General features: G+C 58.9%; 26 protein-coding genes. 18 read left to right on the plus strand and 8 right to left on the minus strand.

Annotated features, from left to right (window positions below):
- Positions 1-124 precede the first annotated feature (124 nt).
- Together ACIP1G_RS04985 and ACIP1G_RS04990 are read right to left on the minus strand one after the other, a co-directional pair.
- Entirely contained in the window at positions 125-748 is a 624-nt protein-coding gene (locus ACIP1G_RS04985; RefSeq protein ID WP_400734394.1) for a hypothetical protein, read from the minus strand.
- Between the two features lie 39 nt (positions 749-787).
- On the minus strand, positions 788-1,456 hold the full coding sequence (locus tag ACIP1G_RS04990) for a hypothetical protein (RefSeq protein WP_400734395.1): 669 nt from the start codon (positions 1,454-1,456) through the stop codon (positions 788-790).
- A 680-nt stretch (positions 1,457-2,136) separates the two neighbouring features.
- Between ACIP1G_RS04990 and ACIP1G_RS04995 the strand changes: the two genes are divergently transcribed.
- On the plus strand, positions 2,137-2,310 hold the full coding sequence (locus ACIP1G_RS04995; protein ID WP_400734397.1) for a hypothetical protein: 174 nt from the start codon (positions 2,137-2,139) through the stop codon (positions 2,308-2,310).
- 86 nt (positions 2,311-2,396) lie between these two features.
- Here the strand turns inward: ACIP1G_RS04995 and ACIP1G_RS05000 are convergent, their stop codons facing one another.
- Both ACIP1G_RS05000 and ACIP1G_RS05005 read right to left on the minus strand, forming a co-directional pair.
- The gene (locus ACIP1G_RS05000) at positions 2,397-2,924 is read right to left on the minus strand and encodes a hypothetical protein (protein ID WP_400734398.1); all 528 of its coding nucleotides are present in this window, start codon (positions 2,922-2,924) and stop codon (positions 2,397-2,399) included.
- 233 nt (positions 2,925-3,157) lie between these two features.
- Positions 3,158-3,595: a DUF3592 domain-containing protein gene (locus ACIP1G_RS05005; RefSeq protein WP_400734400.1), complete on the minus strand. Its 438-nt coding sequence runs from the start codon at positions 3,593-3,595 to the stop codon at positions 3,158-3,160.
- Between the two features lie 316 nt (positions 3,596-3,911).
- On the opposite strand from ACIP1G_RS05005, the gene ACIP1G_RS05010 reads away from it, so the two are divergent.
- The 12 genes from ACIP1G_RS05010 to ACIP1G_RS05065 all read left to right on the plus strand — a co-directional run bounded on the left by ACIP1G_RS05010 (position 3,912) and on the right by ACIP1G_RS05065 (position 15,629).
- Complete coding sequence (locus ACIP1G_RS05010) at positions 3,912-4,439, plus strand: sigma-70 family RNA polymerase sigma factor (protein WP_400734402.1); 528 nt, start codon at positions 3,912-3,914, stop codon at positions 4,437-4,439.
- Positions 4,436-5,377, plus strand: coding sequence for a FecR domain-containing protein (locus ACIP1G_RS05015; RefSeq protein WP_400734404.1), 942 nt, complete (start codon positions 4,436-4,438; stop codon positions 5,375-5,377). The genes ACIP1G_RS05010 and ACIP1G_RS05015 overlap by 4 nt, the downstream gene beginning before the upstream one ends.
- A gap of 87 nt (positions 5,378-5,464) precedes the next feature.
- Positions 5,465-7,933, plus strand: a complete 2,469-nt coding sequence (locus ACIP1G_RS05020) for a TonB-dependent siderophore receptor (RefSeq protein WP_400734406.1) — start codon at positions 5,465-5,467, stop codon at positions 7,931-7,933.
- Positions 7,934-8,203: 270 nt separating this feature from the next.
- Positions 8,204-8,539 (plus strand): RAQPRD family integrative conjugative element protein, encoded by a 336-nt coding sequence (locus ACIP1G_RS05025; RefSeq protein WP_400734408.1) that lies wholly within the window; start codon positions 8,204-8,206, stop codon positions 8,537-8,539.
- On the plus strand, positions 8,526-8,765 hold the full coding sequence (locus ACIP1G_RS05030) for a TIGR03758 family integrating conjugative element protein (RefSeq protein ID WP_400734410.1): 240 nt from the start codon (positions 8,526-8,528) through the stop codon (positions 8,763-8,765). Before ACIP1G_RS05025 ends, ACIP1G_RS05030 begins: the two co-directional genes overlap by 14 nt.
- A gap of 90 nt (positions 8,766-8,855) precedes the next feature.
- Complete coding sequence (locus ACIP1G_RS05035; protein ID WP_400734523.1) at positions 8,856-9,158, plus strand: TIGR03745 family integrating conjugative element membrane protein; 303 nt, start codon at positions 8,856-8,858, stop codon at positions 9,156-9,158.
- A gap of 7 nt (positions 9,159-9,165) precedes the next feature.
- Complete coding sequence (locus tag ACIP1G_RS05040) at positions 9,166-9,567, plus strand: TIGR03750 family conjugal transfer protein (protein WP_400734412.1); 402 nt, start codon at positions 9,166-9,168, stop codon at positions 9,565-9,567.
- Positions 9,564-10,202 (plus strand): PFL_4703 family integrating conjugative element protein, encoded by a 639-nt coding sequence (locus ACIP1G_RS05045; RefSeq protein ID WP_400734414.1) that lies wholly within the window; start codon positions 9,564-9,566, stop codon positions 10,200-10,202. Before ACIP1G_RS05040 ends, ACIP1G_RS05045 begins: the two co-directional genes overlap by 4 nt.
- Positions 10,202-11,002 (plus strand): TIGR03749 family integrating conjugative element protein, encoded by an 801-nt coding sequence (locus ACIP1G_RS05050; RefSeq protein ID WP_400734416.1) that lies wholly within the window; start codon positions 10,202-10,204, stop codon positions 11,000-11,002. Before ACIP1G_RS05045 ends, ACIP1G_RS05050 begins: the two co-directional genes overlap by 1 nt.
- On the plus strand, positions 10,992-12,500 hold the full coding sequence (locus tag ACIP1G_RS05055) for a TIGR03752 family integrating conjugative element protein (protein WP_400734418.1): 1,509 nt from the start codon (positions 10,992-10,994) through the stop codon (positions 12,498-12,500). The genes ACIP1G_RS05050 and ACIP1G_RS05055 overlap by 11 nt, the downstream gene beginning before the upstream one ends.
- Positions 12,463-12,882, plus strand: a complete 420-nt coding sequence (locus tag ACIP1G_RS05060) for a TIGR03751 family conjugal transfer lipoprotein (RefSeq protein ID WP_400734420.1) — start codon at positions 12,463-12,465, stop codon at positions 12,880-12,882. The genes ACIP1G_RS05055 and ACIP1G_RS05060 overlap by 38 nt, the downstream gene beginning before the upstream one ends.
- Positions 12,882-15,629 carry a conjugative transfer ATPase gene (locus ACIP1G_RS05065; protein ID WP_400734421.1) on the plus strand — a complete coding sequence of 916 codons (2,748 nt, stop codon included), beginning with the start codon at positions 12,882-12,884 and terminating at the stop codon, positions 15,627-15,629. The genes ACIP1G_RS05060 and ACIP1G_RS05065 overlap by 1 nt, the downstream gene beginning before the upstream one ends.
- Before the next feature lie 162 nt (positions 15,630-15,791).
- Here ACIP1G_RS05065 and ACIP1G_RS05070 read toward each other — a convergent pair whose 3' ends face one another.
- Positions 15,792-16,727 carry a DUF1848 domain-containing protein gene (locus ACIP1G_RS05070; protein ID WP_400734422.1) on the minus strand — a complete coding sequence of 312 codons (936 nt, stop codon included), beginning with the start codon at positions 16,725-16,727 and terminating at the stop codon, positions 15,792-15,794.
- Positions 16,724-17,527 (minus strand): hypothetical protein, encoded by an 804-nt coding sequence (locus ACIP1G_RS05075; RefSeq protein ID WP_400734424.1) that lies wholly within the window; start codon positions 17,525-17,527, stop codon positions 16,724-16,726. Before ACIP1G_RS05075 ends, ACIP1G_RS05070 begins: the two co-directional genes overlap by 4 nt.
- A gap of 358 nt (positions 17,528-17,885) precedes the next feature.
- Between ACIP1G_RS05075 and ACIP1G_RS05080 the strand changes: the two genes are divergently transcribed.
- From ACIP1G_RS05080 to ACIP1G_RS05095, 4 genes are read left to right on the plus strand one after another with little or no spacing between them, the layout of a single operon-like run.
- Positions 17,886-18,863 (plus strand): TIGR03756 family integrating conjugative element protein, encoded by a 978-nt coding sequence (locus ACIP1G_RS05080; RefSeq protein WP_400734425.1) that lies wholly within the window; start codon positions 17,886-17,888, stop codon positions 18,861-18,863.
- Positions 18,863-20,218 carry an integrating conjugative element protein gene (locus ACIP1G_RS05085; protein ID WP_400734427.1) on the plus strand — a complete coding sequence of 452 codons (1,356 nt, stop codon included), beginning with the start codon at positions 18,863-18,865 and terminating at the stop codon, positions 20,216-20,218. Before ACIP1G_RS05080 ends, ACIP1G_RS05085 begins: the two co-directional genes overlap by 1 nt.
- Positions 20,215-20,520 carry a hypothetical protein gene (locus ACIP1G_RS05090; RefSeq protein ID WP_400734428.1) on the plus strand — a complete coding sequence of 102 codons (306 nt, stop codon included), beginning with the start codon at positions 20,215-20,217 and terminating at the stop codon, positions 20,518-20,520. Before ACIP1G_RS05085 ends, ACIP1G_RS05090 begins: the two co-directional genes overlap by 4 nt.
- 9 nt (positions 20,521-20,529) lie before the next feature.
- The gene (locus ACIP1G_RS05095) at positions 20,530-22,071 is read left to right on the plus strand and encodes a conjugal transfer protein TraG N-terminal domain-containing protein (RefSeq protein WP_400734430.1); all 1,542 of its coding nucleotides are present in this window, start codon (positions 20,530-20,532) and stop codon (positions 22,069-22,071) included.
- On the opposite strand, the gene ACIP1G_RS05100 is transcribed toward ACIP1G_RS05095, so the two are convergent.
- Positions 22,060-22,290 carry a hypothetical protein gene (locus tag ACIP1G_RS05100; protein ID WP_192907280.1) on the minus strand — a complete coding sequence of 77 codons (231 nt, stop codon included), beginning with the start codon at positions 22,288-22,290 and terminating at the stop codon, positions 22,060-22,062. The genes ACIP1G_RS05095 and ACIP1G_RS05100 overlap by 12 nt on opposite strands.
- A 571-nt stretch (positions 22,291-22,861) precedes the next feature.
- On the opposite strand from ACIP1G_RS05100, the gene ACIP1G_RS05105 reads away from it, so the two are divergent.
- Positions 22,862-23,227, plus strand: a complete 366-nt coding sequence (locus ACIP1G_RS05105) for a DUF3085 domain-containing protein (RefSeq protein ID WP_192907279.1) — start codon at positions 22,862-22,864, stop codon at positions 23,225-23,227.
- 299 nt (positions 23,228-23,526) lie between these two features.
- Here ACIP1G_RS05105 and ACIP1G_RS05110 read toward each other — a convergent pair whose 3' ends face one another.
- Complete coding sequence (locus tag ACIP1G_RS05110) at positions 23,527-23,676, minus strand: hypothetical protein (RefSeq protein WP_400734432.1); 150 nt, start codon at positions 23,674-23,676, stop codon at positions 23,527-23,529.
- Positions 23,677-23,838: the final 162 nt, after the last annotated feature.

Raw genomic sequence — 23,838 nt, forward strand, 5'->3', positions numbered from 1 at the left:
ATCAGAAGGTTAGACAAGCGCAGGCGTTTTCACACAGCCTGGACCCATTGCGGACGTTCGACTGGGCTGCGTTCACCGCTCGGTCTGACCGGGGGCAGGTCTGGCCGTAGGTATGCAAGGCACACTAGCGCAACGAGTCAGACGGCTTCAGGAGATTGATCTGATCCTGCCGAATCCAGCCTATATCGGAGCGGTCATCGTCGCCGGTAAACTCGACATGCGCCCAGCCTGGCTGGTAGGCCAGCAAGCCCACAACATCGCCTTTGATGATGTGGGGACCCCTTGAGCCATCCTCGCCTCGATTTTTTTGCAGATAGGCTCTCTCGGCGCTAACAGTAGCCAGGCCGATCCAGTGCTTGCTGGCGGTGCGGCTCAACGCCAGCCCGGTGCTGATCATAGGCCCCAGCACGCTGCTGCAGCCTGGGTGGTCCTGCCCTTGGGGCACCTTCAGCTCGATGCCATCAGCAGTCGCTACTACACTGCCGGGAAATGCCTGGCGGCTCCAGGTGGTGACCCGCAGCGGCGAGGCGTCATCGACCTGGCCCTGGAGGTAGAATGCGCAGCGCCGGCTCACCCCCTCGCCAAGCTCTTCGGAGAAATATCCCTCAACCTTATGGTCCGGCGTAATGGCAACCATCAACCCCTCATATTGCCCAGGCGTCAGCGCAACACCGCCCGCCGATACCGACGGCGCACTAGCGCTCATTAATCCTAGTAACAGCAACCGTGGCCAATACACGCTTTTCATCCATGCTTCCTAGTGGTGATAGCCATTTACCGATGTACGTCAGGTGTACTGGATGTAGAAGTATCCGGCTTCATCACCTTCCTTGCCGCGCCGGGCTCGATGGTCGATGAAGACATAGCCGATGCCATCAGCAAAAATGCCCTCATGGTCGGAGTTGATCTCTGCAATGTCTGCATCGAGCAGTTGCAGATGGAACATGTAGCGGGGACTTGATTCGTAGATGGGGTCCTGTAACCAACTGGGCGTGCCAGATGATTTGCTCATCTCGATGCCGCCGAACTCACCGCCGATTTCCTCATCGTATTCATCCTCGGTCATCTCTTCGAAGTCGATGAATGCCTGGGTGAGCAGCAGCGGCGGATTGCTGGGGACAATGGGTTCGGGTGCAAGATCGTGCAGGATGACGCGGGCAAATCCGTTCTCGATCTGCTCCTGCAATTCTGACTGCTGATGAACCGTGTAGCGGCGCTGGAGCGCGGCGTTGAAGCCTCCGCTCTGGTACTGCTGGGCTGCGATGAATACAGTGAGGGCCATACCCGCAGGTACGCACTGATAGCCGGCATAAAAGCGCTCGGTCGTGGTGACCAGAGGTGTCAATAGCTCGCCTGTCTTGGGATTTGTCGGCCACAGCTTCACGTCTGTGAGATAGGCGCCGCCACCGATGTGACCAAACCCCTTGTCTTGTTGTCGCAGGACAATCTTGTCCATATCGTTATCACTCCTTGATAACCGATGCAAAGCATCTCTACGAAAACCACCTTGTAGACAACCCAATGTCAGGTCGCAAACGGCAGTGGATTCTGCAACAACTGATCACGAATTCCAACGCCCGCCCGCGCATCGAACTTCAGCGATGGCTGCGCGGATCCTGCTGTTCATTCGTCGCTTCGGTATCTGCTAAGGTACTGCCCGGGCCTCGAAGGGGTGACTTCCCTTGCCATTGCGTAGCCGTTCATTGGCTGGGGCCATGGAATCTGAAATATGACAAGGAGCGTTGACATGAAGTATCGGGGACGGCTATCGGCCGAGCAGTTTGAAGCGTTCATGACCCGCTATTTTCCGACCTTCATGGGTGGCAGCCTGTTATGCATGCTTGCGGGGGGCGGCGGCATTGCCATGTGGCAGCACGGTTACTTGCGCGGTCTGCCTGACCGCCATATGTACGCACTTGTGGCGGGGCTGATCCTATTGACGCTGATTTGCGTGGGGCAAATTGCCTTGATCCGAGGCTTTCGCTGGGGAATATGGCTGATAATACCAACCTTGTTGGGCCCCGCGATCGCGGCTGTTGGCCTGTTCGGTACTCGGCATGCCGGTGCCGGCCAAATGAGCATCCTGGTCATGTCTCTGGCAGGGTTGTTGGTGATCAACAGCAAAAGCACCGGGGCATGCGTAAGCGACTGGAAGAGATGCGATTACAGCGCAACGGGGCCATGCCGGCCACGCGTTCGGACGAATTCCCGGATGGCCTACCGCCCGAAAAACCATGGAGGGCCTATCTGGTGCTGGGGTTAGTGACAATCATCATCTTGGGCAAAATCTATCTGTTTTTCTGGGGGTGATGCCAGGTCAGCAGCAGCGTCACATCTGGAAGGCTTTGATGCCTGCTGCGAGCAGCATCAAAGCTGAGAGTGAGTGCACGCGCGGTTCAGTCCTGACTGCGACGGCCCACTACCGCCTGGATTTCTTCAGTCAGCGCAGCGAGTTCGCTGTAGCTGAAGTTCGCGATGCAAATATCGCGGGACGTGTGTCTCAAATCCTCGAAAGGCATCGCTTGCTCATCGCCGGTGATCTTCCACATGATCCGCCCGTGGGTATCGTCCAGGCGGTGAGCGAATACCGAATAGCAATCGAACAACGTGCCGCACGTCAATAAATAAGGGCGTGCTTGCTCGCTCAGATCGTGGCCGTCGTCTTCATTCCAGGAGCCCAACTCCTGCTCCAGAATGTTGAAGAGTAGATGAGCACCCTTGTTCTGGTACCGCGGAGCAAGGCATGGCTTTCTGGCCAAGTCGCGCAAGCAACCTAGCAAATACCCATCAAGGTAGATAACGTCTTCCAAGCTGCCCAATTGCTGACCTTCGAACCACAAGCGGGCATGAGCAGTCAGGGACGCGGGATTGGCCACCCGATATTCGATGGCCATTGATCTTTTATCGCCTATCAAACGGATCACACCACTCTCCTACGCTTGGCCAGTTCCTCGCCTCGTCCATGGTACTGCACGAGAATCGAGCCGAGCATCAGCATGACGATGCTTTGCATGATAGATGACATGTAAATTTAAACCTTGATGAACAGCGCTTGGTAATGGGCGTGTCTGGCTACACCGAAGTGCCACTCGCACAGGCTGATTTCCAGTACGGCCAGCCGCTTACGCCGAGGAATAGGGGAATCGCATTGAATACCTTATACGAGTTGCGCCATCCGGCGTCGGTAAATCCAGGCGGCCAGGTGATAGCTACCTCCCAACGCGAATACGCAAGCGAACAGACCGGCTAGCAGGCTCGCGCCCCACAGCGCGCCTCGGTCATCGATGATTGCGGTTGTAGCGGGTGCTTCAGGGCGATACAACACGTCAACCCGGTCGCCTATCGCGTAGCCGAAGATCAACCCATTTTCGGGGTAGCTGATCACTCTGCCAGTGGCGTCCCTAAAGTCGATTTGTGGATGACTGCCGCCCGCGTTCACAGCGCTGACATTACCTTGGGCGCGTTGGGCGTGAGCCACAAAGCCCAAGCGGTCTTCAACCAACCAAAATGTAAGGCAGAGCAGAAATAAGCCCACCGGAATGAAAACCGAGGCACGGAGGATGTCCCCCCGGGAAAAGGATGGCGTCTTGCCCATGGCTGGTTACTTGGTTCGTCCCTAAACGCTTGTCATTGCAGTCAATTTGAAAAGTGCTGTCAAGCCAGAGCCAGCAGCAATGGCGATCGGAGGCCTCGGTTGCAGTGCCCCTTTCCGTGAGTGTCTGCAATGGGTGGGAAGCGGTCTGCCGCGACCAGTTGGTATGGACCCATGGCAGACCCTCAGCCCTCCCGTAACAGCAAGCGTGTCAGCAATGAAAAAATGACCGTACCAGCGAGTTCTTCCGCAAAATTTTATTGGAGGATACAATCGATATCAATTCTTATCCGCAATAACTGATGTGGGGAGTCCGTGGATGTCCGATGTATCGCTGCCTTCAGCTTCGCTCGGCGATGACATGCATGGCCTATATCGTGATCACAGCCAGTGGTTGCTGAGCTGGGTGCGCAGGCGTTTGGGCGACAGGGAACGTGCCGCCGACATCACCCACGATACCTTCGTACGTTTGATCAGCAGCGCGGTGAACCGTGTACCCCGGGAGCCGCGCAGCTATCTGGCGACGGTCGCCAAGCGACTGATGATCGATCAGTTGCGACGCCAGCAGCTTGAGCAACAATACCAACAGTACCTTGCCAATGAGCCGGAAATGCAGGCGTGCTCCCCGGAGCATCGCCTGATCATCCTGGAGACGCTGATGCAACTGGATGCGATGCTTGACGGTCTGGGGAGCAAGGTGCGGCAGGCGTTTTTCTACGTTCAGCTCGACGGCCTGAGCTACGCCGAAGTGGCGGTGCTCCTTCAGGTTTCCGTCAGCTCCGTGACCAAATACATCGCAAAGGCAACCGAACACTGCCTGTTTTTCGAACTGGATTCTGAAATTTGAATTTGTCGGATCGCCATCTGGCGCTGCGTGCGGCGGCGCAATGGCATGCCAGGCTCGGTGCAGCGCCAGACTGTGCGCAGACACGACGGCTCCAGCAGGACTGGCTTGCCCTCGACCCACTGCATCAGTGGGCATGGGCGAGGGTCGAACGGTTACATGCCAGCTTTAATGACGTGCCCGGGACGCTGGCCCGGCAAACCTTGAGTGATAGCCCAAGCCTTATGGGCCGACGCGCAATGCTCAAGGGTGTGATGCTGGGCCTGTGCACGGCGCCGCTGATCGGTGGCGCCTATCTGCATTCGAGCGAGTGGTTTGCCGACCTTCGCACCCGCGTGGGCGAGCGCCGTAACCTGACCCTGGTGGACGGCACCCGGCTGTCTCTGAATACCGCCACCGCCGTAGACATCCGCTACGACACACAGCAACGACTGATTGTGTTGCACGCCGGTGAAATCCTGATCGAAACCGCAGCCGACTCGCGCCCCCTGCTGGTGCGCAGCCCGCACGGTGAGATGCGAGCCTTGGGCACCCGTTTCAATGTCCGCCTGTATACCGAGCACACGCGGCTGACAGTACTGGAGCACACCGTGGCGGTTCGAAACGCCAGTTCAACAGGCCAGGTGATCGTCGACGCCGGCCTCAGGATGGACTTCGCTGACGGCCCGCTGGGCGCGCCGCGACCTGCCGACCTCAGCCAAAGTGAATGGCGCCAGGGCCGCCTGGTCATCGATGGGTGGCGACTTGACCGCACGTTGCAGGAGTTGGAGCGTTATCGCCCCGGCTTCATCCGCTGCTCGGAGGCGGTGGCAGGGATGAGGGTTTCCGGGGTCTTCCCGTTGGACGATATCGACCGCACGTTGCAGGTCATCGCCCAGGCGCTGAAGCTGAACATGCAGACCCGCACCCGTTACTGGGTCCGGTTCTCGCAAATGGCCTGAAAAAAAATCGCAATGTCATTGTCGGTTTTCGCAACTCGTCCGTGCTCTTCCTTCAAACGCCTGCATATGGCAATTGAAGGAGTACCCATGCCACGCCTCGCCCTGACTGTTCACCCGCAAAAACGATCACTGCCCGGTTTATTGCTTGGTGCTGCAGTTATCGTCCAAGCCGGCTTTATCCAGCCGCTTTTGGTAAACGCCAGCCAGGCGCGTGCCGAACAACCGCCGCATTCCTACTCAATCGCACCTGGCCCATTGGGCACTGCACTGAATCAGTTCGCACGCGCCGCCGGGGTCGTCCTGTCGTTCGAAACGGCGTTGACCGACGGCCGCCAGACGTCTGGCCTGGAAGGGCGCTACAGTGTGGAGCAAGGTTTTGCCATGCTGCTCCAAGGAACAGGGCTTGAGGCACTGAAGGCTGGCGACAACTACCTGTTGACGAAAAAGTCCCCCACCGATTCGGCGCTGCAGCTGGGTGCGACAAACGTCAGTGCCAATGGGTTGGGGGCAACCACGGAAGGCACCGGTTCCTACACCACAGGTTCAGTGCAGACGGCTACCAAGCTGCCACTGTCCTTGCGCGAGACGCCGCAGGCGGTCACGGTGATGACCCGCCAGCGCCTGGATGACCAAGGTATCGATGACATCAACGATGTGGTCCAGAACACGCCTGGTCTGACCCTGCGCCGCACCGGGCCGAACCGGTCCTCCTACTACGCCCGCGGTTTCGCCCTCGACAACATCATGTACGACGGCCTGCCCACCAGCCTGGACAGTTCACAGGTGTCCCAGGACCTGCTGTCGGCCGACATGTCCATGTACGATCGAGTGGAAGTCGTGCGCGGCGCCACCGGTCTGACCCAAGGGGCTGGCAACCCGTCCGCCGCGCTCAACCTGATTCGCAAACGCCCGACCCAGGCGTTCCAGGCCAGTATCGAAGGCAGCGCTGGCAGCTGGGACCGCTACCGCACCGAGGCGGACATCTCTGGGCCGCTGAACGATAGCGGTAGCGTGCGTGGGCGGATGGTCGCCGCCTACCGCAATGAGAACAGCTTCCGTGACGACCTGGAAAACGAACGCAACCTGTTCTACGGCATTCTCGAGGCCGACCTCAACGACAGTACTACCCTGACGCTTAGCGCCTCGCGCCAGCAGGACAACTACAACGGCAACGGCTGGACCGGCTTGCCCACCGGTTTCAACGGCGAAGACCTGGGACTATCGCGCTCCACCACGCTGAGCAACGACTGGGAATACTGGAACAAGACCACCACCACCAGCTATGCCGCCATCGAACACGCACTGGATAACCGCTGGAAACTCAACGTCGCGGCGACCAAGACCTGGGCGGACCTGGACATGCTCGGCACCTACCTGGTCGCGGTACCTGCCACCCAGGTCTACAACCAGTATGTTGGCGCTGGCCACTACCGCGAAAGCCAGAACAGTTTCGATGCCTACGCCAGCGGCCCATTCAACCTTGCAGGCCGCGAACACGAACTGGTGCTCGGCGCCAGCCATCGTCGCGTGGTCCTCAATGGCGATGTGCCAAACAACATCCTGCTCAAGGGCAACATCGATATCCACAACTGGGACTCGGGCGCAACGCCGAAGGTACCGAGCCAGACCAAATACGGCTGGCAGAACACCAACGCCAAGCTCAACAGCGCATACGCTGCCACCCGTCTAAGCTTGGCCGACCCGTTGAAGCTGATCGTGGGCAGCCGCCTGGATTGGTACGACAACGAAACCACCAACCCTTACCGCAATACAGAGGCGCACCTGAAAGTCACTCGCCACGTGACCAAGTACGCCGGACTGATCTATGACCTGGACGCTCATCATTCGGTCTACGTGAGCTACACCGATATCTTCAAGCCACAGAGTTACATGGATGCCAGCGGCGGGATCATCGCGCCCATTACCGGCAAAAACTATGAAATGGGCATAAAAGGAGAATACTTCGATGGCGCTTTGAACGCGACGGCGGCGATCTTCCAGATCGACCAAGAAAACCGTGCCAAGTCCGTGACCGATCGCGACCTGTGCCCGACCTATCCGACCACCGCGTGCTATGAAGCAGCGGGCAAGGTTCGTAGCAAGGGCATCGAGCTGGAGGTTCAGGGCCAGCTGACACCCAACTGGGAGCTGGGCGCGGGATACACGTTCACCGAGGCGAAGTATGTCAAAGACAGCACCGCATCCAATGAAGGCCGACTGTTCGACACCGACATCCCGCGTCACCAGTTCAAGATGAGCACCACATACCATCTGCCTGGGCTATGGAACAAGTGGCGTGTGGGCAGTTCGCTGTATGCGCAGAACCGCATCTACAACACCAACGCCACGAAGACGTATATCATCGAGCAGGAGGGCTATGCCTTGGTCGATTTCATGGTCGGGTTCACGCCGACCAAGCACATCGACGCCCAGTTGAACCTGCATAACGCGTTCGACAAGTCTTACTACAACTCTTTCAGCAACACGGTGGCGGTACCGAGCAGCGTGTATGGTGATCCGCGCAACCTGATGCTGTCGGTGAAGTATACGTTCTGAGAGTCTCCACAACGAGCACGCCGAACACCTGTATACGGGGGCCGCTAAGGCCCCATCGCCGGCAACGCCGAGGATGCTCATCTTTAGTTTGAGGTTGTCTCCACCGTCTGCCGACGAACCTTCATCTTGCGCGGATCTTGCTCTAATAGAACCTGCGCGCCTTCGCCTAGCCGGTGCGATAAAAAACGAACCCTCTACATTCCCTTTAACGCATGCCAACGCCAGCCTTATTGATCATGGTGAATACCAGTCACTCAGCTGGATTTCGCCATGATGCTCTCCCCCTACCCCTTACTTATAACCTGCTTGGTTGCCCTCACGGCCTCTGCTCAGGACACGCGCGAGCGCTCGGATCTCTACTTAATGCAGCGGCAGATCGATGCCATCGAGCTGTTGGCTGATCGAGCACATGGCAGCGCCACCGGCACTGACCAAGTTCGTTATCGCTTCGAGTACGCCAGGTTGACTGCTGACTTGGAGCGCGTGCGGCACGGTATCAACAACTACCTGTCGCCTCCACGCGCGCAGCCGGCCGATCTGGTCGAGCTGGCAGGTGATTATCGTGCTGATGCGCCCTACTCGAGCCCCTCCAATGAGCATGACTGACGCCCAATTCAGCGCGTTCTCTGCCGTAGCCGGGTTCACCCCGCAGCTCAGTTCGGTGCTGTGGCGCTCATCGGTACTAGTGCTCGCGTTGCTCTGGTGCACCTGGACCCTGTGGACCGGCTACCGAGGCTGGGCGGCCGGCAACCTCAATTTCGGTGCCCTCGGCGGCAGCACGCTGCGCCTGGCACTCGCCCTGATCGTGCTCATGTTTTTCATGCTGTCGTAATCCGGAGACCTTGCCATGAAACTCTCCCGCCATAGCCACCGCCCGCTTCTCCTGCTGCGGAATGCTTGCTCGAGAACTCTCTTCGCCGGCATGGCGCTGCTGAGTTCGACGCTCGCTTGGGCTGACCTGCCGACCATGGAAGCCCCCTCCCGGGGTGAAGGGGCAGGACTGATCGATACCATCAAGAACTACGCCTACGACGGCGGCATCCTGCTCGGCCTGCTGATCGCCACCCTCGCCTTTCTCGGCGTGGCCTGGCATTCGCTCACCGTCTACGCCGATGTGCAGAACCAGCGCAAGACCTGGAAAGACCTCGGCGCAGTGGTCGGCGTCGGCGCGCTGCTGGTAGTGGTGATCCTGTGGTTCCTCACCAAAGCCGCGACGATTCTGTGAGGTCCTCATGTCCGACACTCCAGCCACCCTGCCTGACGGCACGTTGACCTTCCTGCCGGAGCGCCTTAACCGTGACCCGGCCGTCCTGCGTGGCCTCACCAACGACGAGATGTGGGTCGCCCTGATCGTCGGTGCCGGGCTTGGTGTGATCTTCGGTGCGCCGCTGGCGGTGGCTACCGCCTCCATCGCGACTTTACCCACCTGCATGTTCTTGTGCATGGCGTTGGTGTTGCTCGGCGGCGGCAAGCTGCTGCGCCGGGCCAAGCGTGCCCGCCCCGAAACCTGGCTGTACCGGCGCCTGCAGTGGCACCTGGCGGTGCACTGGGGCATCGGTTCGCACCATCTGATTCTGCATTCGGGGCCGTGGACCGTGCGTCGGACTCGCCGGCATAGGAGGGCCAACCCATGAGCCGCTTCCGCAACAAGGTGGATGCGCAGCAGGCGCATATTCTCAGCCTGCGCCTGGCCGTGGCAATACTGGCGCTGCTGTGCGGCGGGCTGTGGTACGGCTGGCAGGTCGCACCTTCCGAACTCACCATTCACGTACCGCCTGATCTGCGTTCCGGCAGCACGCGTAAGTGGTGGGATGTGCCGCCGGAAAACATCTACGCCTTCGCCCTGTACATCTTCGGCCAACTCAACCGTTGGCCCACTGACGGTGAGGTCGACTACCACCGTGCCATCTTTGCTCTGCAGCCCTACCTGACGCCCGCGTGCAAGACGTTCTTTGACGGCGACTTTGAATACCGCAAGGCCGCCGGCGAGCTGCGTGGTCGGGTGCGCGGGGTGTATGAGGTGCTGGGCCGCGGTTACAGCGACGACCCCGACCTGCGGGTGAAGCAGCTGGATAAGCACAGCTGGCTGGTCAAGCTCGACCTCAACGCCGACGAGTACTACGCCGCCGAGCCGGTAAAACGCGTGGTCGTGCGCTATCCGCTGCGGGTGGTGCGCTTCGACGTCGACCCTGAGCGCAATAAGTGGGGCCTGGCGCTGGACTGCTACGAAGGCACACCACAGAAGCTGACGCTGCCGGGAGGTGCGTGATGATGCGTGTCTTGATCCTGACTCTGGTGATGGTCAGCGGCTGGTGTTCAGCGGTCGGAGCCGTCGAGGTCAAATACTGGGACCGCCTGCCATTGGCCGTTCCGCTCACGGTGGGCCAAGAGCGGGCCCTGATGCTGGATGAGGACGTTCGCGTCGGGCTGCCCACTGCGATCGCCGGCAAACTGCGTGTGCAGTCGGTCGGCGGGACGGTATATCTACGCGCCGCCGAAGCGCTGCCGCCTACCCGGCTGCAGCTGCAGTCGGTGAAGACGGGCGACATCATCCTGATCGATATCGAGGCGCTTGAGGGCAGCGAGGCGCTGGAGCCGGTCAAGATTGTGGCCCAGGCACCGGACGCGGACACCGAAAAAGATGCATCACCTGCGGCGACGCCGGTACCGGTGGTGCTTACCCGTTATGCCGCGCAGAACCTCTATGCGCCTCTGCGTACCGTGGCGCCATTGCCCGGAGTGCGGCGTGTGCCACTGAGCGACTCCGCCGCGCTCAGCACTTTGCTCCCCACCGAGCGGGTTTCGATCAAGGCGCTTGCTGCGTGGCGGCTGGGCGATTACTGGGTAACGGCAGTAAAGATCGTGAACCGCGGCCCCAGCAAGATCGTGCTGGACCCGCGTCACCTGCAGGCCACGCTGTACGCCGCAACGTTCCAACATGCGGATCTCGGCCTCGCCGGTACGCCTGAAGACACCACCGTGGCCTACCTCGTCACCCGCGGAAGCGACCTGAAGCACGCCATGCTGCTGCCCCCGCCAACATCGGAGGCTGCCGATCATGAAAGCTAACAGCCTGCTGAAGTGGTTGGTACCGGGGGTCCTGCTGGGCATCGTGCTGATCATCGGCAAATCATGGATGGCCACACCGGAAGGCCAGACCGCGCACGATCCGGACAAGACCACATTGAGCGCGGAACAGGCCAAGGCCCTGGGCATTGCGGGTGATACCCCACGCGACACCGTGGCTACGCTGATCGGCCAGGTGAAGGCGATGCGCAGCGAGATGCAGACGCTGAAGAAAGGCAACGATGCGCTGCAAACCGAAAACAACCGGTTGCGCTCGCGCGAAGGCAATATCGACACGCGCATTCAGAGCACCTTGAGCAGCGTCACCCAGCAGGTTACCGAGCAGCGCCAGCAAGCCAACGATGCCCGCCAGAAGGCCGAACAGCAGCACCGCGAAACACAGGGTCTGCTGTCGAGGCTCAAGGACCAGCTCACCAGCAAGCCGGCCGCGAAGTCGGATCTGCCCGCAGGCTTTGGTCTTGAGCCCGGCGACGAGCAGCAGTTTTCGGGTGCACAATCCGCGTCTGACGCCGTGCAGTGGATCGAGCCGTCGAATGCGCGCGTCGGGCAGGATGGTACCGGCAAAACCGACGGTCCGCTGTCATCGCTGACGTCGACGTTCAAGGACCTGCACGGTCTGGACAACAACGCCATTGATCGTGGCCAGGACCGCTTGCGTGCCGTCGCCAAGGGCGAGCGTGATCTGGAGGACACTCAGGACCGCGCCGAGGGTGCCAAGCCCGTTTACACTCTCCCCGAGAACTCGACACTGATGGGCTCGATCGCCATGACCGCGCTCATTGGCCGGGTTCCGGTAGACGGCACCGTGAACGACCCCTATCCGTTCAAGGTCCTGGTTGGCCCGGACAACCTTACCGCCAATGGCATCGACCTGCCGGACGTGGTCGGCGCGGTCATGAGCGGCACCGCCGCCGGCGACTGGACGTTGTCCTGCGTGCGCGGCCAGGTCGAGTCGATCACCTTTGTCTTCAGCGACGGGACCGTACGCACGGTGCCACAGCCGCAAAAGGTCGTCAGCCGCAATCGCAGCACCGCCCAGACCTCGGACACCGAGAAGATCCGTGGGGGGCTGGGCTACATCTCCGATTTCTACGGCATTCCCTGCATTTCTGGGGAACGCCGCTCCAACGCCCAGCAATACCTGGGCAGCCAGAGCCTGATCACCGCAGCCGGTGCCGGCTTCGCCGCGGCCCTGGGCAGCGAGCAGACCAACACCTCGTTCATCAACTCGGCCGGCGGCAGCCTGGGCCTGACCCAGAACAGCGGCAACAGCGCGCTGAACTCAGTCATCAGCGGTGGCATTGGCGATATCCGGGAGTGGATCAACAAGCTCTATGGCGAAGCCTTTGCCGCCATCTACGTGCCGCCCGGGGCCAAGGTGGCCCTGCACTTGGACCACGAGATCAGCATCGACTACGAGCCGAAAGGCCGGAGAGTGAACCATGAAAGCCCATCCGTTTCGGTACTGGATCTGGATTAGTCTGCTGCTCGCCCTGCACCTGAGCGGCTGCTCCACCAGCAAGGAGGAAATGCTGCCCCACGGCGATCAAACCATGCTGGACATCTGGAACGGCGGTGGCACCGTCGGTTCCCAGCAGCAGTTGCAGGAAGCGCGCGGCGAACTGCGCCGTCCAGTGCTCGACCCTGAGCGCCTGATAGGCGACCAGAGCGCCTACACCCGCACGGCTGCCAACGAAATCCGCGCCCAGTTCCCACGCCTGCCCAATCCAGACCTGGTCATGTACGTGTACCCGCACCTGGCCGGTACCCAGCAGACCCCGGTGCCTGGCTACTCAACGGTGTTTCCGCTGTACGAGAAAGTGCAGTATGCGCTGCCCGGCGAACGTTTGGACGATCTGTGATGGCCGATGACGCGAGTCGCGACCCGCTACACTGGAAGCCTTGGCGTGCGGCGCAGCGTCGGCGCGCGACGCTTGCCGACGAGGCCGCCCAGTATGCGCACAATCCCAGCTTTGCCGATCACCTGCCTTGGGTCGAATACCTCGAGGACGAGCAGTGCTTTCTGCTCGACGACAACCGGTCGGTGGGCGCGGTGTTCGAGCTGCAGCCGATCGGGACCGAGGGCCGTGAGCCCGAGTGGCTGATGGCAGCCCGCGACGCCATGGAAGATGCGCTGCAGGACAGCTTCGACGAACTGGACCAGGCGCCCTGGGTGGTGCAGTTTTTCTGCCAGGACGACAGTGACTTTGCCCCGTACCTCGAACGCCTGGAGCGCTATATCGCGCCGAGGGCTCGCGGCACACCGTTTACCCAAGCCTTCCTCGCTTCGATGCAGCGTCACCTCGACGCCATCGCTAAACCAGGCGGGCTGTTCGACGACCATGCTGTTTCCCACCTGCCCTGGCGCGGTAGCAATCGCCGGATTCGGCTGGTGGTCTACCGCTGGCTCGGGGACCAGGGCGACGATGATGGGCAGAGCCCGAGTCAGCTGCTGAGCCGGACCTGCGACCGCCTGGTAGCCTCGCTGCAGGCCTGCGGGGTCAGCCCTCGACGGTTGACCGGACGCGACTTCTACGCCTGGTTGCTGCCTTGGTTCAACCCTTCCCCAGCCCTCACTGACGAATCTCCCGCGGCGTTCTATCGACGCGTGCCCTATCCGGAGACGGACGACGGCGAGGAGCTGCCGCTGCCGTTCGACCACGATTTCGCCGAGCGGCTGTTTTTCCAGGAACCACGTTCCGATAGCGAACGGGGGCTCTGGTACTTCGATCAACAGCCTTATACGGTGATGGTGGTCGACAAGCTGCGCAGGCCGCCGCATATCGGCCAGCTGACCGGCGAAACACGCAAAGGCGAGGCGTTGAACGCCTTGTTCGATCAATTACCCGAGCAGGCGGTGATGAGCCTGACCCTGGTTATCACGCCTCAGGATGTGCTTGAGGAGCAGCTCAACCGCTTGGCACGTAAAGCCATTGGCGAGAGCCTCGCCTCGACCCAGACCCGCCAGGACGTGGAAGAAGCGCGCGCGCTGATTGGGCGCCAGCACAAGCTGTACCGCGGCACCTTGGCGTTGTACCTGCGCGGTGCGGATGAACAACAGCTGCGGCAACGCTCGATTCAGGCCGCCAACGTACTGCTCGGCGCCGGCCTGCAACCGGTGCGCGAGGGCGATGAAGTGGCGGCGTGCAACAGCTACCTGCGCTGGCTGCCGATGGTCTACAACCCGGCCCGCGACACGCGCAACTGGTACACCCGGTTGCTGTTTGCCCAGCATGTCGCCAACCTGCTGCCGCTTTGGGGCCGCAGCATCGGTACCGGCAACCCTGGCATCACGTTCTTCAACCGTGGGGGTGCACCGCTGTCGTTTGACCCGTTGTCACGTTTCGACCGCTCGATGAATGGCCACCTGCTGTTGTTCGGTCCGACCGGCGCCGGCAAATCGGCCACCCTGGTCTCGATCCTGATGCAGGTCATGGCCGTGTACCGGCCGAGGCTATTCATCGTTGAAGCGGGCAACTCTTTTGGCCTGCAGGGTGATTACTTCGCCACGCTCGGGCTGTCCGTCAACAAGGTGCAGCTCAAACCAGGCAGTGATGTAAGCCTGGCGCCGTTCGCCCATGCCCGGCGGCTAATCGAGCACCCGGACCAGGTGGCCAGCCTGTCGATCGAAGACCTGGAGGAAACGGCGCCGGACAGTGATGAGCAGCGCGATGTGCTGGGCGAATTGGAGATCACCGCACGGCTGATGATCACCGGCGGTGAAGCGAAGGAAGAGGCACGCCTGACCCGCGCGGATCGCAGCCTGATCCGCGAGTGCATCCTCGATGCCGCCCAGCACTGCGCCGCGACCGACCAACAGGTACTCACGCGTCATGTCCGCGATGCCCTGCGGCAGGTCGCCAGCGACGCCCATTTGCCTGATAAACGCCGGGAGCGCGCCCAGGAGATGGCCGAGTCCATCGACCTGTTCTGCCAGGGTTTTGAGGGCGCCCTGTTTGACCGGCCCGGCACGCCCTGGCCGGAGAGCGACGTGACGATCGTCGACCTCGCCACCTACGCCCGCGAGGGTTATGAAGCGCAGATGTCGATCAGCTACATCAGCCTGATGAACACGGTGAACAACCTCGCCGAGCGCGATCAGTACCTCGGCCGGCCAATCATCATGGTCACCGACGAGGGTCACATCATCACCAAGAACCCGCTGTTGGCCCCCTTTGTGGTCAAGGGCACGAAGATGTGGCGCAAGCTGGGCGCCTGGTTCTGGCTGGCCACGCAGAACCTGGCCGACTTCCCCGACGCGGCGCAGACCATGCTCAACATGATCGAGTGGTGGATCTGCCTGAACATGCCGCCGGCGGAAATCGAGGAAATCGCCCGTTTCAAGAAACTCACGCCGGCGCAGAAGGCGCTGCTGCTCTCCGCGAGCAAAGCCTCAGGCAAGTACACCGAGGGCGTGGTCCTGTCGAAGAACCTGGAAACGCTGTTCCGCGCAGTGCCGCCAAGCCTGTACCTCGCTCTGGCCATGACCGAGCCCGAGGAAAAAGCCCAGCGCTGGCGATTGATGGAAGAGCATCAACTGTCCGAGCTGGAAGCCGCTCTGATGGTCGCAGAGGGAATCGATCGACTACGTGGGATTACGTGCACTTGACCGACCGTTCAACCGTGCTCAAAGCTAAATAGTCTTGGATTAGAGCACTCAGCACATGTCTTAACGATATAATTTTGCAAATAGGAATTAGCTGTATCAGCATAGCCTCAAACAATTCACGATACGTAACTACGCACTGCAGACCAACAAAACCAAAAACACTTAAAACAAAGATTCTTGGGGATCCATACCTTCTAGCAACACCGGATCAACACCATCTGTCCCGCCGATCAAAAATGGACTCTCAGGATCATGATTTCGCCTATTAGCCAACACTCGCCCGCTGCTAAAAGTAGCATAACAATATGAGCACCCATGAAGGCATGTATTATAATCCCCTATATCTACACTCTTGATACAACCGCAAGCTTCGCGCTGCCCTTTATCTTTATCTGATTTTAGCGACAACCCAAAAACCCGTTCAATTAGACTATCATCAATACATTTCCCATGTGAAATCGCATCAACATCTACGTTTTCCGCACATGTAAATATTTCCATGCCATTCTGAGCAGCGACTAACGCCATATACCGAGACAAATCGCTCAGCTCTTCCGCCTGCTGCGCAATATCAGTACAAATCAGATCTTTCACTTGTCGCAAATTTTTTTCTGTTTTTTTATAAAAATCCGAGAAGCTTATGACAACTCGGCACGTACTACCTGCAAGCGCTTCAGCAATTTTTTTGAACAACCGCTTATGCTCTGCGATTGGCAAAAAATTTGACAACAGTATCGGATCATACCGCCAGACTACTCTACGAGAGCCAATCTGCGAGCTCAAAGTCTTAAATTGCTCAATAGCCTTGTATGGGTTCGGCACAGACCGCTCAATGGATCTAGGGTATCCAGTAATCGTATACTGAAAATAGTAACTAAACCCTAGAGCATCTAGATCTGGTAAAAAACTCATCAACTTAGAGGGATTGCGAGTCCAGAAAACGATCACTTCCACATCTTTCGGGGCCAATGAAATTCGTCGAACTTGATTATAGTTAAAAGGATTGCGAGTCAATAGAAACCCTGCGCGCACCCGATTCATAAACCAATCAGAGTAAAAAGCAGGTATATCAGTCCTACGACTAGCGCTAATTATCACTTATTAACCCCCAGAAAAAAATTAGAGCCCATATAAAATTTTGGCCCAACCTTATCAACAATATCTTGATCAAAGTAATAGTTGGCGTGGCCATTATTAGATGCCTCTTCCAATTCTATCTCAGCACCTTCAAAAATCTCTCTAATATTATTATCAACCTCATCCTGGGGCCTATCATTTATCATCAAGACCCCTCCCTTCCACATTATTTTCTTCAACCTTCCACCCAATTCCTTGAAATTTACTCCACTTAACTCCGAAATCAAGTACGAGCATATAACCAAGTCGTATTCCTTTCCTTTAACAGAATCCAGACCTGCCATTACATCAGCATGTATAACTTTATTAACAATCTCAAAATCGCAGCCTGCCGCTGCGTCTTCAACAACCACGCCGGCCATTTTATCCCATAGCGGCTCGATATCAATCCGCGTCATACTAACCTTGTGCCTATAGCCGTCCCTCACGCTCTCAGACAGATACTTTAGCACAGCATACAAATCACTACCCGGCCCGCCGCCCAATGAGAGAACGCGTATATTATTATAATTCAAAAGTTCCTGCACCACATCATCTGGCAACTTCCTTAGAGCAGACCTATTTTCAGCCTCATGAACAGGCAGGTATCGAAGAGCATATATTTTACGCTTCTCAACACAACTATAACTTATTTTATTACCATTATAGTATTGGGACTGTTGGCAATGGACACAGCTGACGGAATTCGGCGTCCTCTCACCACAATTCACCCATTTTTTACTATCAAGCTTAGTGAAGATTAACCGTAACAACTTATCCACAGAGCGTCCTTTCTATCTTCAACAATAAATTTTCTGAGATTCTTTTCACTCCAATAGTGTCCTATGGCCACCACCTAGTCAAGCGCCAGCCACCAATGAAATCGATTCGCATTTACAGCTTTTTCGATATTGCCCGCGAGACCTTCATACAAATTGCACCTAACGTTGAAGGGTGCAAATTTACTCTCTCAAGAGCCTGAAACTAGTTAGATGAAGTCCACCAAAATACTCAAGTCTTATCAGAAATCACTAAACCGAGCACTCCTGTCTCAGTTTCCCTCCAGTATCCACTGGATATATCAGAGATGCTGGTGCACGTAGCACGGATGCGAATTAATGCCAAAAGCAGGGCGCCCCTATGAACGTGACCGCATCCCTTACAAACAGATCGCCAAAGCCCAGCAAGACCGCTCGTGGCCGTGCCCTAATCGCAACAGTTACGCTCGTGGCAGCCGAACAGTGCTTGGCACTGAACACTCCCGCCATAATTGCCTCCGTCGGGTCGCTGCAGTGCCTGGAGTACCGAATCGTCGGAGTCTGCTTCTGGCTGCTGTGCACCCCCTTCGGCTGCACGGTACGAACCTCACCGAAGATCCGTCACTTTATTCCCGAGCTAGTGGTATCGAGCTATGCAGATACTGGCGGTAATCCCTGGAGTGAGATGTCGGCGCTGTCAACGCCGACGCCCACATCGCAAGGCGGTGGCAATCTGATCACGCCTTCGCCGCAGCGCGATAACCTGCCACGGTTCAAGAATGTCGACGGTATCGGGCACCCCGGCGGGGCTGCCCTGACGGCCTTGGCGCGCACGTTCGGCTATGCGTGCCCTAGCGAGGCCATGCCGTTTGCGCCCTACTACCTCAGTACGCTCGACCCGCTGGCGTGGCGCCAGGCCATTCCCGAATCCGTCTACCCGCAGGCACTGGTGCCGGGAATGCGCGAGATCGGCAATCAGGCACTTGGCGACATGTGGGGTAGCGTCTACCCACGCCACGGTTTTCTGGTTCAGCCCGACGATTTCAAGGCCGGTGCCGTGATGGCTCAGCGCGCCAGCGACTTCATCACTCGCGTTGGCCAGCCGCACGTCTATCTGCCGCTGCAGCCGATGCCCGCGCCCGGCTACTGGCCGCCGCAGCCGGTGATTGAGAACAACGTCAACAACCACCGCTGGCAGCTACTCGTCCCGTTGATCCAGAACACCTGCGCCATCTTCCCCAGCCCAACGATCCAGAGCTCCGACGGCGCCTATGCCTGGTCGCTGTGGCGGCCCTACCGCTGCTGCCAGCGCATGGGCCAGACCTTCCTGTTCAGTATCGATTTTGACGGAGGCCAATGATGAAGACCCTCTCGCTCGGTTTGCTGTGCTTCCTCGTCTATGCCGTGGGCCACGCCGCCGAGAACGGCTACCACCTTGGTGACCAGGCCCAGGTCCTGGACGACCGCGTGATGTACACCATCGGCGGTGGTTCGGCAGCAGGAGCGCCCTCCTCGCTTTACCGACCCAATGGCCTTGGCGTGGGCATTTCATGGCGCGCCAACATGATGTGCGGAAACATGAACCTCTCGAACACCCTGCAGAACCAGCTCAATGGCGCCACCCAGGGTTTCCAGCAAATCATGGGCAACGTCATCCAGAACGCCACGCAGGCCGTCATGTCGCTGCCGGCGATGATCATCCAGCGGGCCAATCCCGGGCTGTATGAGCTGCTCAGCAATGGAGTGCTGCAGGGCCGGATCGACTTCGACCGCTCCAAGCTCACCTGCCAGGCGATGGCAGCGAAGATGGCCGACAAGGTCGACCAGGCCGGCTGGGGCGCGCTGGCGCAGAACCAGGAAATGCAGCACAACCTCGAGCAGTCCGGTGGTGATGCCGTGACGGCAGTCAAAGACACCGAATCCAATAACGGCAACAACGGCGTTAGTTGGGTCGGCGGGCAGAAAGCCGGTGGTAACGGCCAGCAACCCATCCGAGTGACGTCGGATGTGGTCAAGGCCGGCTACAACCTGCTGCACAACCGGGCGGTCGAGGATACCTCAGCTCTGGGTTCGGGTTGCCAGAATGGTGCCATCTGCCAGGCGTGGTCTAGTCCTGGTGAGGCCTCCGAGTGGGCGACGCGTGTGCTCGGGGAAACCGAGGTGGAGACCTGCGACGACTGCGAGACGCTGCGGGTAACCGCAGGCACCGGCCTGTCGCCGCTGATCCAGGAAACCTACACGGAAAACCTTGAAGGCTTGCAACGCATGGTTTCTGGCGTCGAGCAGCCAACACCGGAGAATTTGGGCAAGGTCTCCAGCCCGTTGTTGCAGGTCTCCCGCGGCGTCATCGAGGGGTTACGCGACGACCCCGACCAGAACCTGCTCGCCCGACGCCTGGCCAGCGAGACCGCACTGTCGAGCGTGATCTACAAAGCGATGCTGCTGCAGCGCACGCTGTTTGCCGGCAGCCACGAGCCCAACGTGGCTTCGGCGCAGCCCGCCACCAACGCCCTCAACAGCAACGTCGAAGTGCTGGAGCGCGAGATCCGCCTGCTGCAAACCGAGCTACAGGTACGCCAGTCGCTGGCCACCAATACCGCCAGCCTGGTCCTCGATCGCCACGCCGGCGGTGCCGACGCCTCGCGTAGCATCGATCAGCGTGATCCGGAGCCGGACCGACTGCGCCGGGCCGAACAGGAGAGGAGCACGCCATGATCTTGTTTTCGGTAAGGTCCACGCTCGCACGTGTGCTGATGATCCTCGGCGCCCTTCTGGGCATGTTGCTGATTGCTTGGATGGCGCTGCACCTGTCGGTGGCCCAGTTGGATTGGCTTGAACCAGCAAGAGCGACAACCCCCTACTTCGCGGGCTGGCGCGCCCTCCTCTACACCCTGATGTTCGTCGGTTGGGCCGCAGCGTTGCGCATGCGGCCCACGCCTGCAGATCAACAACGGCTGAAGCGCCTGGGATTGATCGGCTTCAGCTCGATCATCCTGGTCGAACTGTCTCGCGTGTGAGGTGCAGACATGAACATGAGCACCAACAGCTATCTCGAGTACTACCTGTCGCTGCTGGCCTGGATCATCAACAACGGCATCTGGAACACGCTGGCAGACACCGGGCTGTTCGCCGCGCCCTTCGGTGCAATCATCCTGCAGGAATGGCTGTCGGCCCGCCAACAGGGTGCCGACGAGGGCAACAAGGGGTTGTTGTCGATCCCACGCGTCGAGAACCGGCTGTGGATGAGTTACGTGGTCATACTGTTTGGTTGCATGCCGTTCTTTCCGCTCAACCTGTCCTCCGTGAGCTTCGACGATGCCGCGAGCCAGCGCTGCGGGGTCTCTATGGCGAAGCCCGCAGACACGGCCTGGGGCACGACCTTCAACACCATCGGCGAGAAGTCAGCGAATGTCCCGGTGTGGTGGTTCCTAGTGCATGCCATGAGCAAAGGCATCACCGCCGCCGCGACCGCATCGATCCCCTGCGCACCTGACATCCGTGCGATGCGCATGGAGATCGACAGCTCGCGGATCAACGACCAGATACTGCTGCAGGAGGTCGCCGACTTCACCCGAGACTGCTACGGCTTTTCGCGCTCAAGGCTCTTTACCAATCGGCCCGATTTGGACGAATCCCAGAGCTACGACGCGTCCTGGATTGGCTCGACTTACCTGCTGAATACACCAGGTTACTACGACACCGATCGCTCGCGAATGCCCAGGGTCGATTGGCCATACGACGAGGCCCGTGATACCTCCCTACCCCAGCTCGACAACGGTGCCGGCTACCCCACCTGCAAGCAGTGGTGGGGTGATGCCACGGTCGGACTGCGCGATCGATTGGTGGCCGAGGTCGATCCGTCGCTGATGTCGCAGTTGCGAGGCTGGCTGACCGGGCGCACTTCTACTGAGATTGAAGACGCCACCCTTCGCGAATTGGTAAGCCCACGCCAGCAATCGTTGAGCATGGCACCTGGGCAGGTCTTCCAGGACTACGGCAGCAGTGCCCGGGGCGGTTCACTGACGCAAGGGCTCAACAACCTCGCCACCAACACCGGCCTGGCCTTGGGTTCGTTCAGCAATTTCCCGGCGATGAATGCCTTGCGTGCAGCCTTACCCATGGTCCAGGCCTTCCTGATCATGGGCACGATCATCAGCTTGCCACTGGTCCTACTGATCAGCACCTACCAGTTGAAGGCGCTCATGACGATCACGTTCGCACTGTTCACCCTCCACATGCTGACGTTCTGGTGGGAGCTTGCGCGCTGGGTCGATTCGAGCATGCTGGAAACGCTATACAACCAAGTGTCGGTCACAGACCAGGCACTGTTGTCGTTGCCGACGGCCGGATTCATGGACGGGACTGTCACCGCGCAGGTGATCGAGTACGTCATGGGCGCAATGTTCATTGTCTTGCCAGCGTTGTTCGTGGGCACCATGAGCTGGGCAGGTTATGCCGTGGGTAACGGGATCCAGAGCATGCTGGCAAGTGGCGGCAAGAATGCAACCGACGCTGCAAGCAAAGGCACAGCGCAATTGACGAGTGCCGGCAAGAAATCAATCAGGTGACTTAAAGTCACCTATGTAATGCCCGTTGCTATCATAATCGCCAATATAGAGGTCAGCACCCAGAGAGTCTGGGACTGATTCTTCTCGACTCGCCACAGGTTCGGCGCTCTCCCACCAGCTTCGAACTAGAGCAAATGCCAGACTGGTGACGATCAGCAGAATAAAAGAAAGAGCGACAGCAACAAGACCAAACACGCAAAGTAACTTGCTGGCGGCCATAACCAAAAACTTTCTACATGGAGCTTGGGCCGGGCTCTGAGAGCTAACTAACTTGGAGGCCAAATTTCGCCAGGCTGCTCCAAGGCTTGAACCCATACGGCCCGAAAATGAATGAGGACGGACTTGGCTACGCATCTTGTACCTCCCACAGGCAGATAGCCCGTTGGATCCAAGATTCAAGTCTACTCCTTTCCGAACCACGAACAGCACCGCTCATCGTTCAGCAGCGGACTGGAACACCGCCATGGAACAATGCGGACACGACGACTGAATCTGCATCTGCCCCACCATTGACCACAACCAACCTGCCTGATATTGAATAAGTGCAATCGCTGGTTATCCAGCATCCCAGGTAGCCATAACCTTCGAGGCTACGTCACATATGTGATGGTTGTCCCAAATGCGATTAGCGTTCGGCAGCTCGCATGGTCACCGTTCCCACGGTGATGAACGCCCTCTAAATCCCCAGGCTTCCAAGCCTGCACCTTCGACGCATCTACTCAAACCATTCCAGTGCTGGGAATTCTCCCGCACGGGTGTCATTCCTCCGCACCTTTTGGAGGATTTCATCATGCTGCGCTTCACAGGCTCTGAACTTCACGCGGTGTTAGCCGAGGCCGGTATCAATGGCTGCAAAGTGATGCTGGTCAAGGATCACGGCGTTTACCTGATGGCCGAGATCGGCGAGAGCAAACCCGATGGAAGCGGACGCAAGCGAGTGGCGTATGCCATTGGCTGCAACCCCGAGGTCGACGACTTCGACACTTGGTGGAATCGCGCTAAAGACGAATTCGGCGGTGATGATTTCGCTGAGTACTTCGACATGGAAGATCCTGTCCTGGCCAGTCTTCGCGGGACAGCAGGATCTTTGGTGGTTGAAGCCACTTCCACTCACCTGTACTTGGCCGCCGAGGTTGAGCCGACGGGAAAATCTTAACCACCTGACCTAAGTCACACATGCTTCCAGAGGGCTCGCATCCGGGCCTCTGGAAGCGTCTTTCCGGCTGCATTCGATTCTACCCGAGGTCGCCATTGATCAGAAAGCTGAAGCGCCCGGCGTTCCTTGGAACGCTCTGGATAGGCGTATTTGCGATGTTCCTGAGTGGCCATTGACCACCGCTCAACACAGGTTTTTTACTGCTTAGGCACTCCCAGGTCGCTGCGATATTTACAGCGACTATGCCCCGCGACACCTCGACTGAGGTGCTCGCGTGATCTACTCAGGAGTTTCTCATGTCAAGCCACTGCAGCCTCTCCACGGCCGTCGTACTCAGCCCTGGCGTATGGCATCAACTCATGAAGCCTGGCCCAGGAAATGTCTCTACAGAACAGGTAACCCGACGCCTGGCCATCCTGCTCACTAGTGGCCTGGCGGCTGCGACTCATTCGTCAACCTACCCAACTGATCTGCACATTCAGCTGCCACAGGACGGCGCGCCATCTGCGGCCGAACAACTTTCGCTGTTGCAGTTGGCCCACATCACGCCACGTAGCGCCCCTTCTTTCCTGCACATCCGCTTGCCAGCTGAGCATTCGGTGGATCTCACA

Origin of the sequence: Pseudomonas sp. NPDC089392, from assembly GCF_044749595.1 — a bacterium.
GTDB lineage: Bacteria > Pseudomonadota > Gammaproteobacteria > Pseudomonadales > Pseudomonadaceae > Aquipseudomonas.

What these genes read in the sequence shown, in the direction of transcription:
- ACIP1G_RS05090 (WP_400734428.1), top strand. Translation starts at nt 20,215, where the DNA reads ATGATCTTGTTTTCGGTAAGGTCCACGCTCGCACGTGTGCTGATGATC.
- ACIP1G_RS05105 (WP_192907279.1), top strand. Translation starts at nt 22,862, where the DNA reads ATGCTGCGCTTCACAGGCTCTGAACTTCACGCGGTGTTAGCCGAGGCC.
- ACIP1G_RS05080 (WP_400734425.1), top strand. Translation starts at nt 17,886, where the DNA reads ATGAACGTGACCGCATCCCTTACAAACAGATCGCCAAAGCCCAGCAAG.
- ACIP1G_RS05035 (WP_400734523.1), top strand. Translation starts at nt 8,856, where the DNA reads ATGGCGCTGCTGAGTTCGACGCTCGCTTGGGCTGACCTGCCGACCATG.
- ACIP1G_RS05005 (WP_400734400.1), bottom strand. Translation starts at nt 3,595, where the DNA reads ATGGGCAAGACGCCATCCTTTTCCCGGGGGGACATCCTCCGTGCCTCG.
- ACIP1G_RS04995 (WP_400734397.1), top strand. Translation starts at nt 2,137, where the DNA reads ATGCGTAAGCGACTGGAAGAGATGCGATTACAGCGCAACGGGGCCATG.
- ACIP1G_RS05085 (WP_400734427.1), top strand. Translation starts at nt 18,863, where the DNA reads ATGAAGACCCTCTCGCTCGGTTTGCTGTGCTTCCTCGTCTATGCCGTG.
- ACIP1G_RS04990 (WP_400734395.1), bottom strand. Translation starts at nt 1,456, where the DNA reads ATGGACAAGATTGTCCTGCGACAACAAGACAAGGGGTTTGGTCACATC.
- ACIP1G_RS05055 (WP_400734418.1), top strand. Translation starts at nt 10,992, where the DNA reads ATGAAAGCTAACAGCCTGCTGAAGTGGTTGGTACCGGGGGTCCTGCTG.
- ACIP1G_RS05060 (WP_400734420.1), top strand. Translation starts at nt 12,463, where the DNA reads ATGAAAGCCCATCCGTTTCGGTACTGGATCTGGATTAGTCTGCTGCTC.
- ACIP1G_RS05110 (WP_400734432.1), bottom strand. Translation starts at nt 23,676, where the DNA reads ATGAGTCGCAGCCGCCAGGCCACTAGTGAGCAGGATGGCCAGGCGTCG.
- ACIP1G_RS05050 (WP_400734416.1), top strand. Translation starts at nt 10,202, where the DNA reads ATGATGCGTGTCTTGATCCTGACTCTGGTGATGGTCAGCGGCTGGTGT.
- ACIP1G_RS05010 (WP_400734402.1), top strand. Translation starts at nt 3,912, where the DNA reads ATGTCCGATGTATCGCTGCCTTCAGCTTCGCTCGGCGATGACATGCAT.
- ACIP1G_RS05030 (WP_400734410.1), top strand. Translation starts at nt 8,526, where the DNA reads ATGAGCATGACTGACGCCCAATTCAGCGCGTTCTCTGCCGTAGCCGGG.
- ACIP1G_RS05045 (WP_400734414.1), top strand. Translation starts at nt 9,564, where the DNA reads ATGAGCCGCTTCCGCAACAAGGTGGATGCGCAGCAGGCGCATATTCTC.
- ACIP1G_RS05100 (WP_192907280.1), bottom strand. Translation starts at nt 22,290, where the DNA reads ATGGCCGCCAGCAAGTTACTTTGCGTGTTTGGTCTTGTTGCTGTCGCT.
- ACIP1G_RS05040 (WP_400734412.1), top strand. Translation starts at nt 9,166, where the DNA reads ATGTCCGACACTCCAGCCACCCTGCCTGACGGCACGTTGACCTTCCTG.
- ACIP1G_RS05025 (WP_400734408.1), top strand. Translation starts at nt 8,204, where the DNA reads ATGATGCTCTCCCCCTACCCCTTACTTATAACCTGCTTGGTTGCCCTC.
- ACIP1G_RS04985 (WP_400734394.1), bottom strand. Translation starts at nt 748, where the DNA reads ATGAAAAGCGTGTATTGGCCACGGTTGCTGTTACTAGGATTAATGAGC.
- ACIP1G_RS05095 (WP_400734430.1), top strand. Translation starts at nt 20,530, where the DNA reads ATGAACATGAGCACCAACAGCTATCTCGAGTACTACCTGTCGCTGCTG.
- ACIP1G_RS05065 (WP_400734421.1), top strand. Translation starts at nt 12,882, where the DNA reads ATGGCCGATGACGCGAGTCGCGACCCGCTACACTGGAAGCCTTGGCGT.
- ACIP1G_RS05020 (WP_400734406.1), top strand. Translation starts at nt 5,465, where the DNA reads ATGCCACGCCTCGCCCTGACTGTTCACCCGCAAAAACGATCACTGCCC.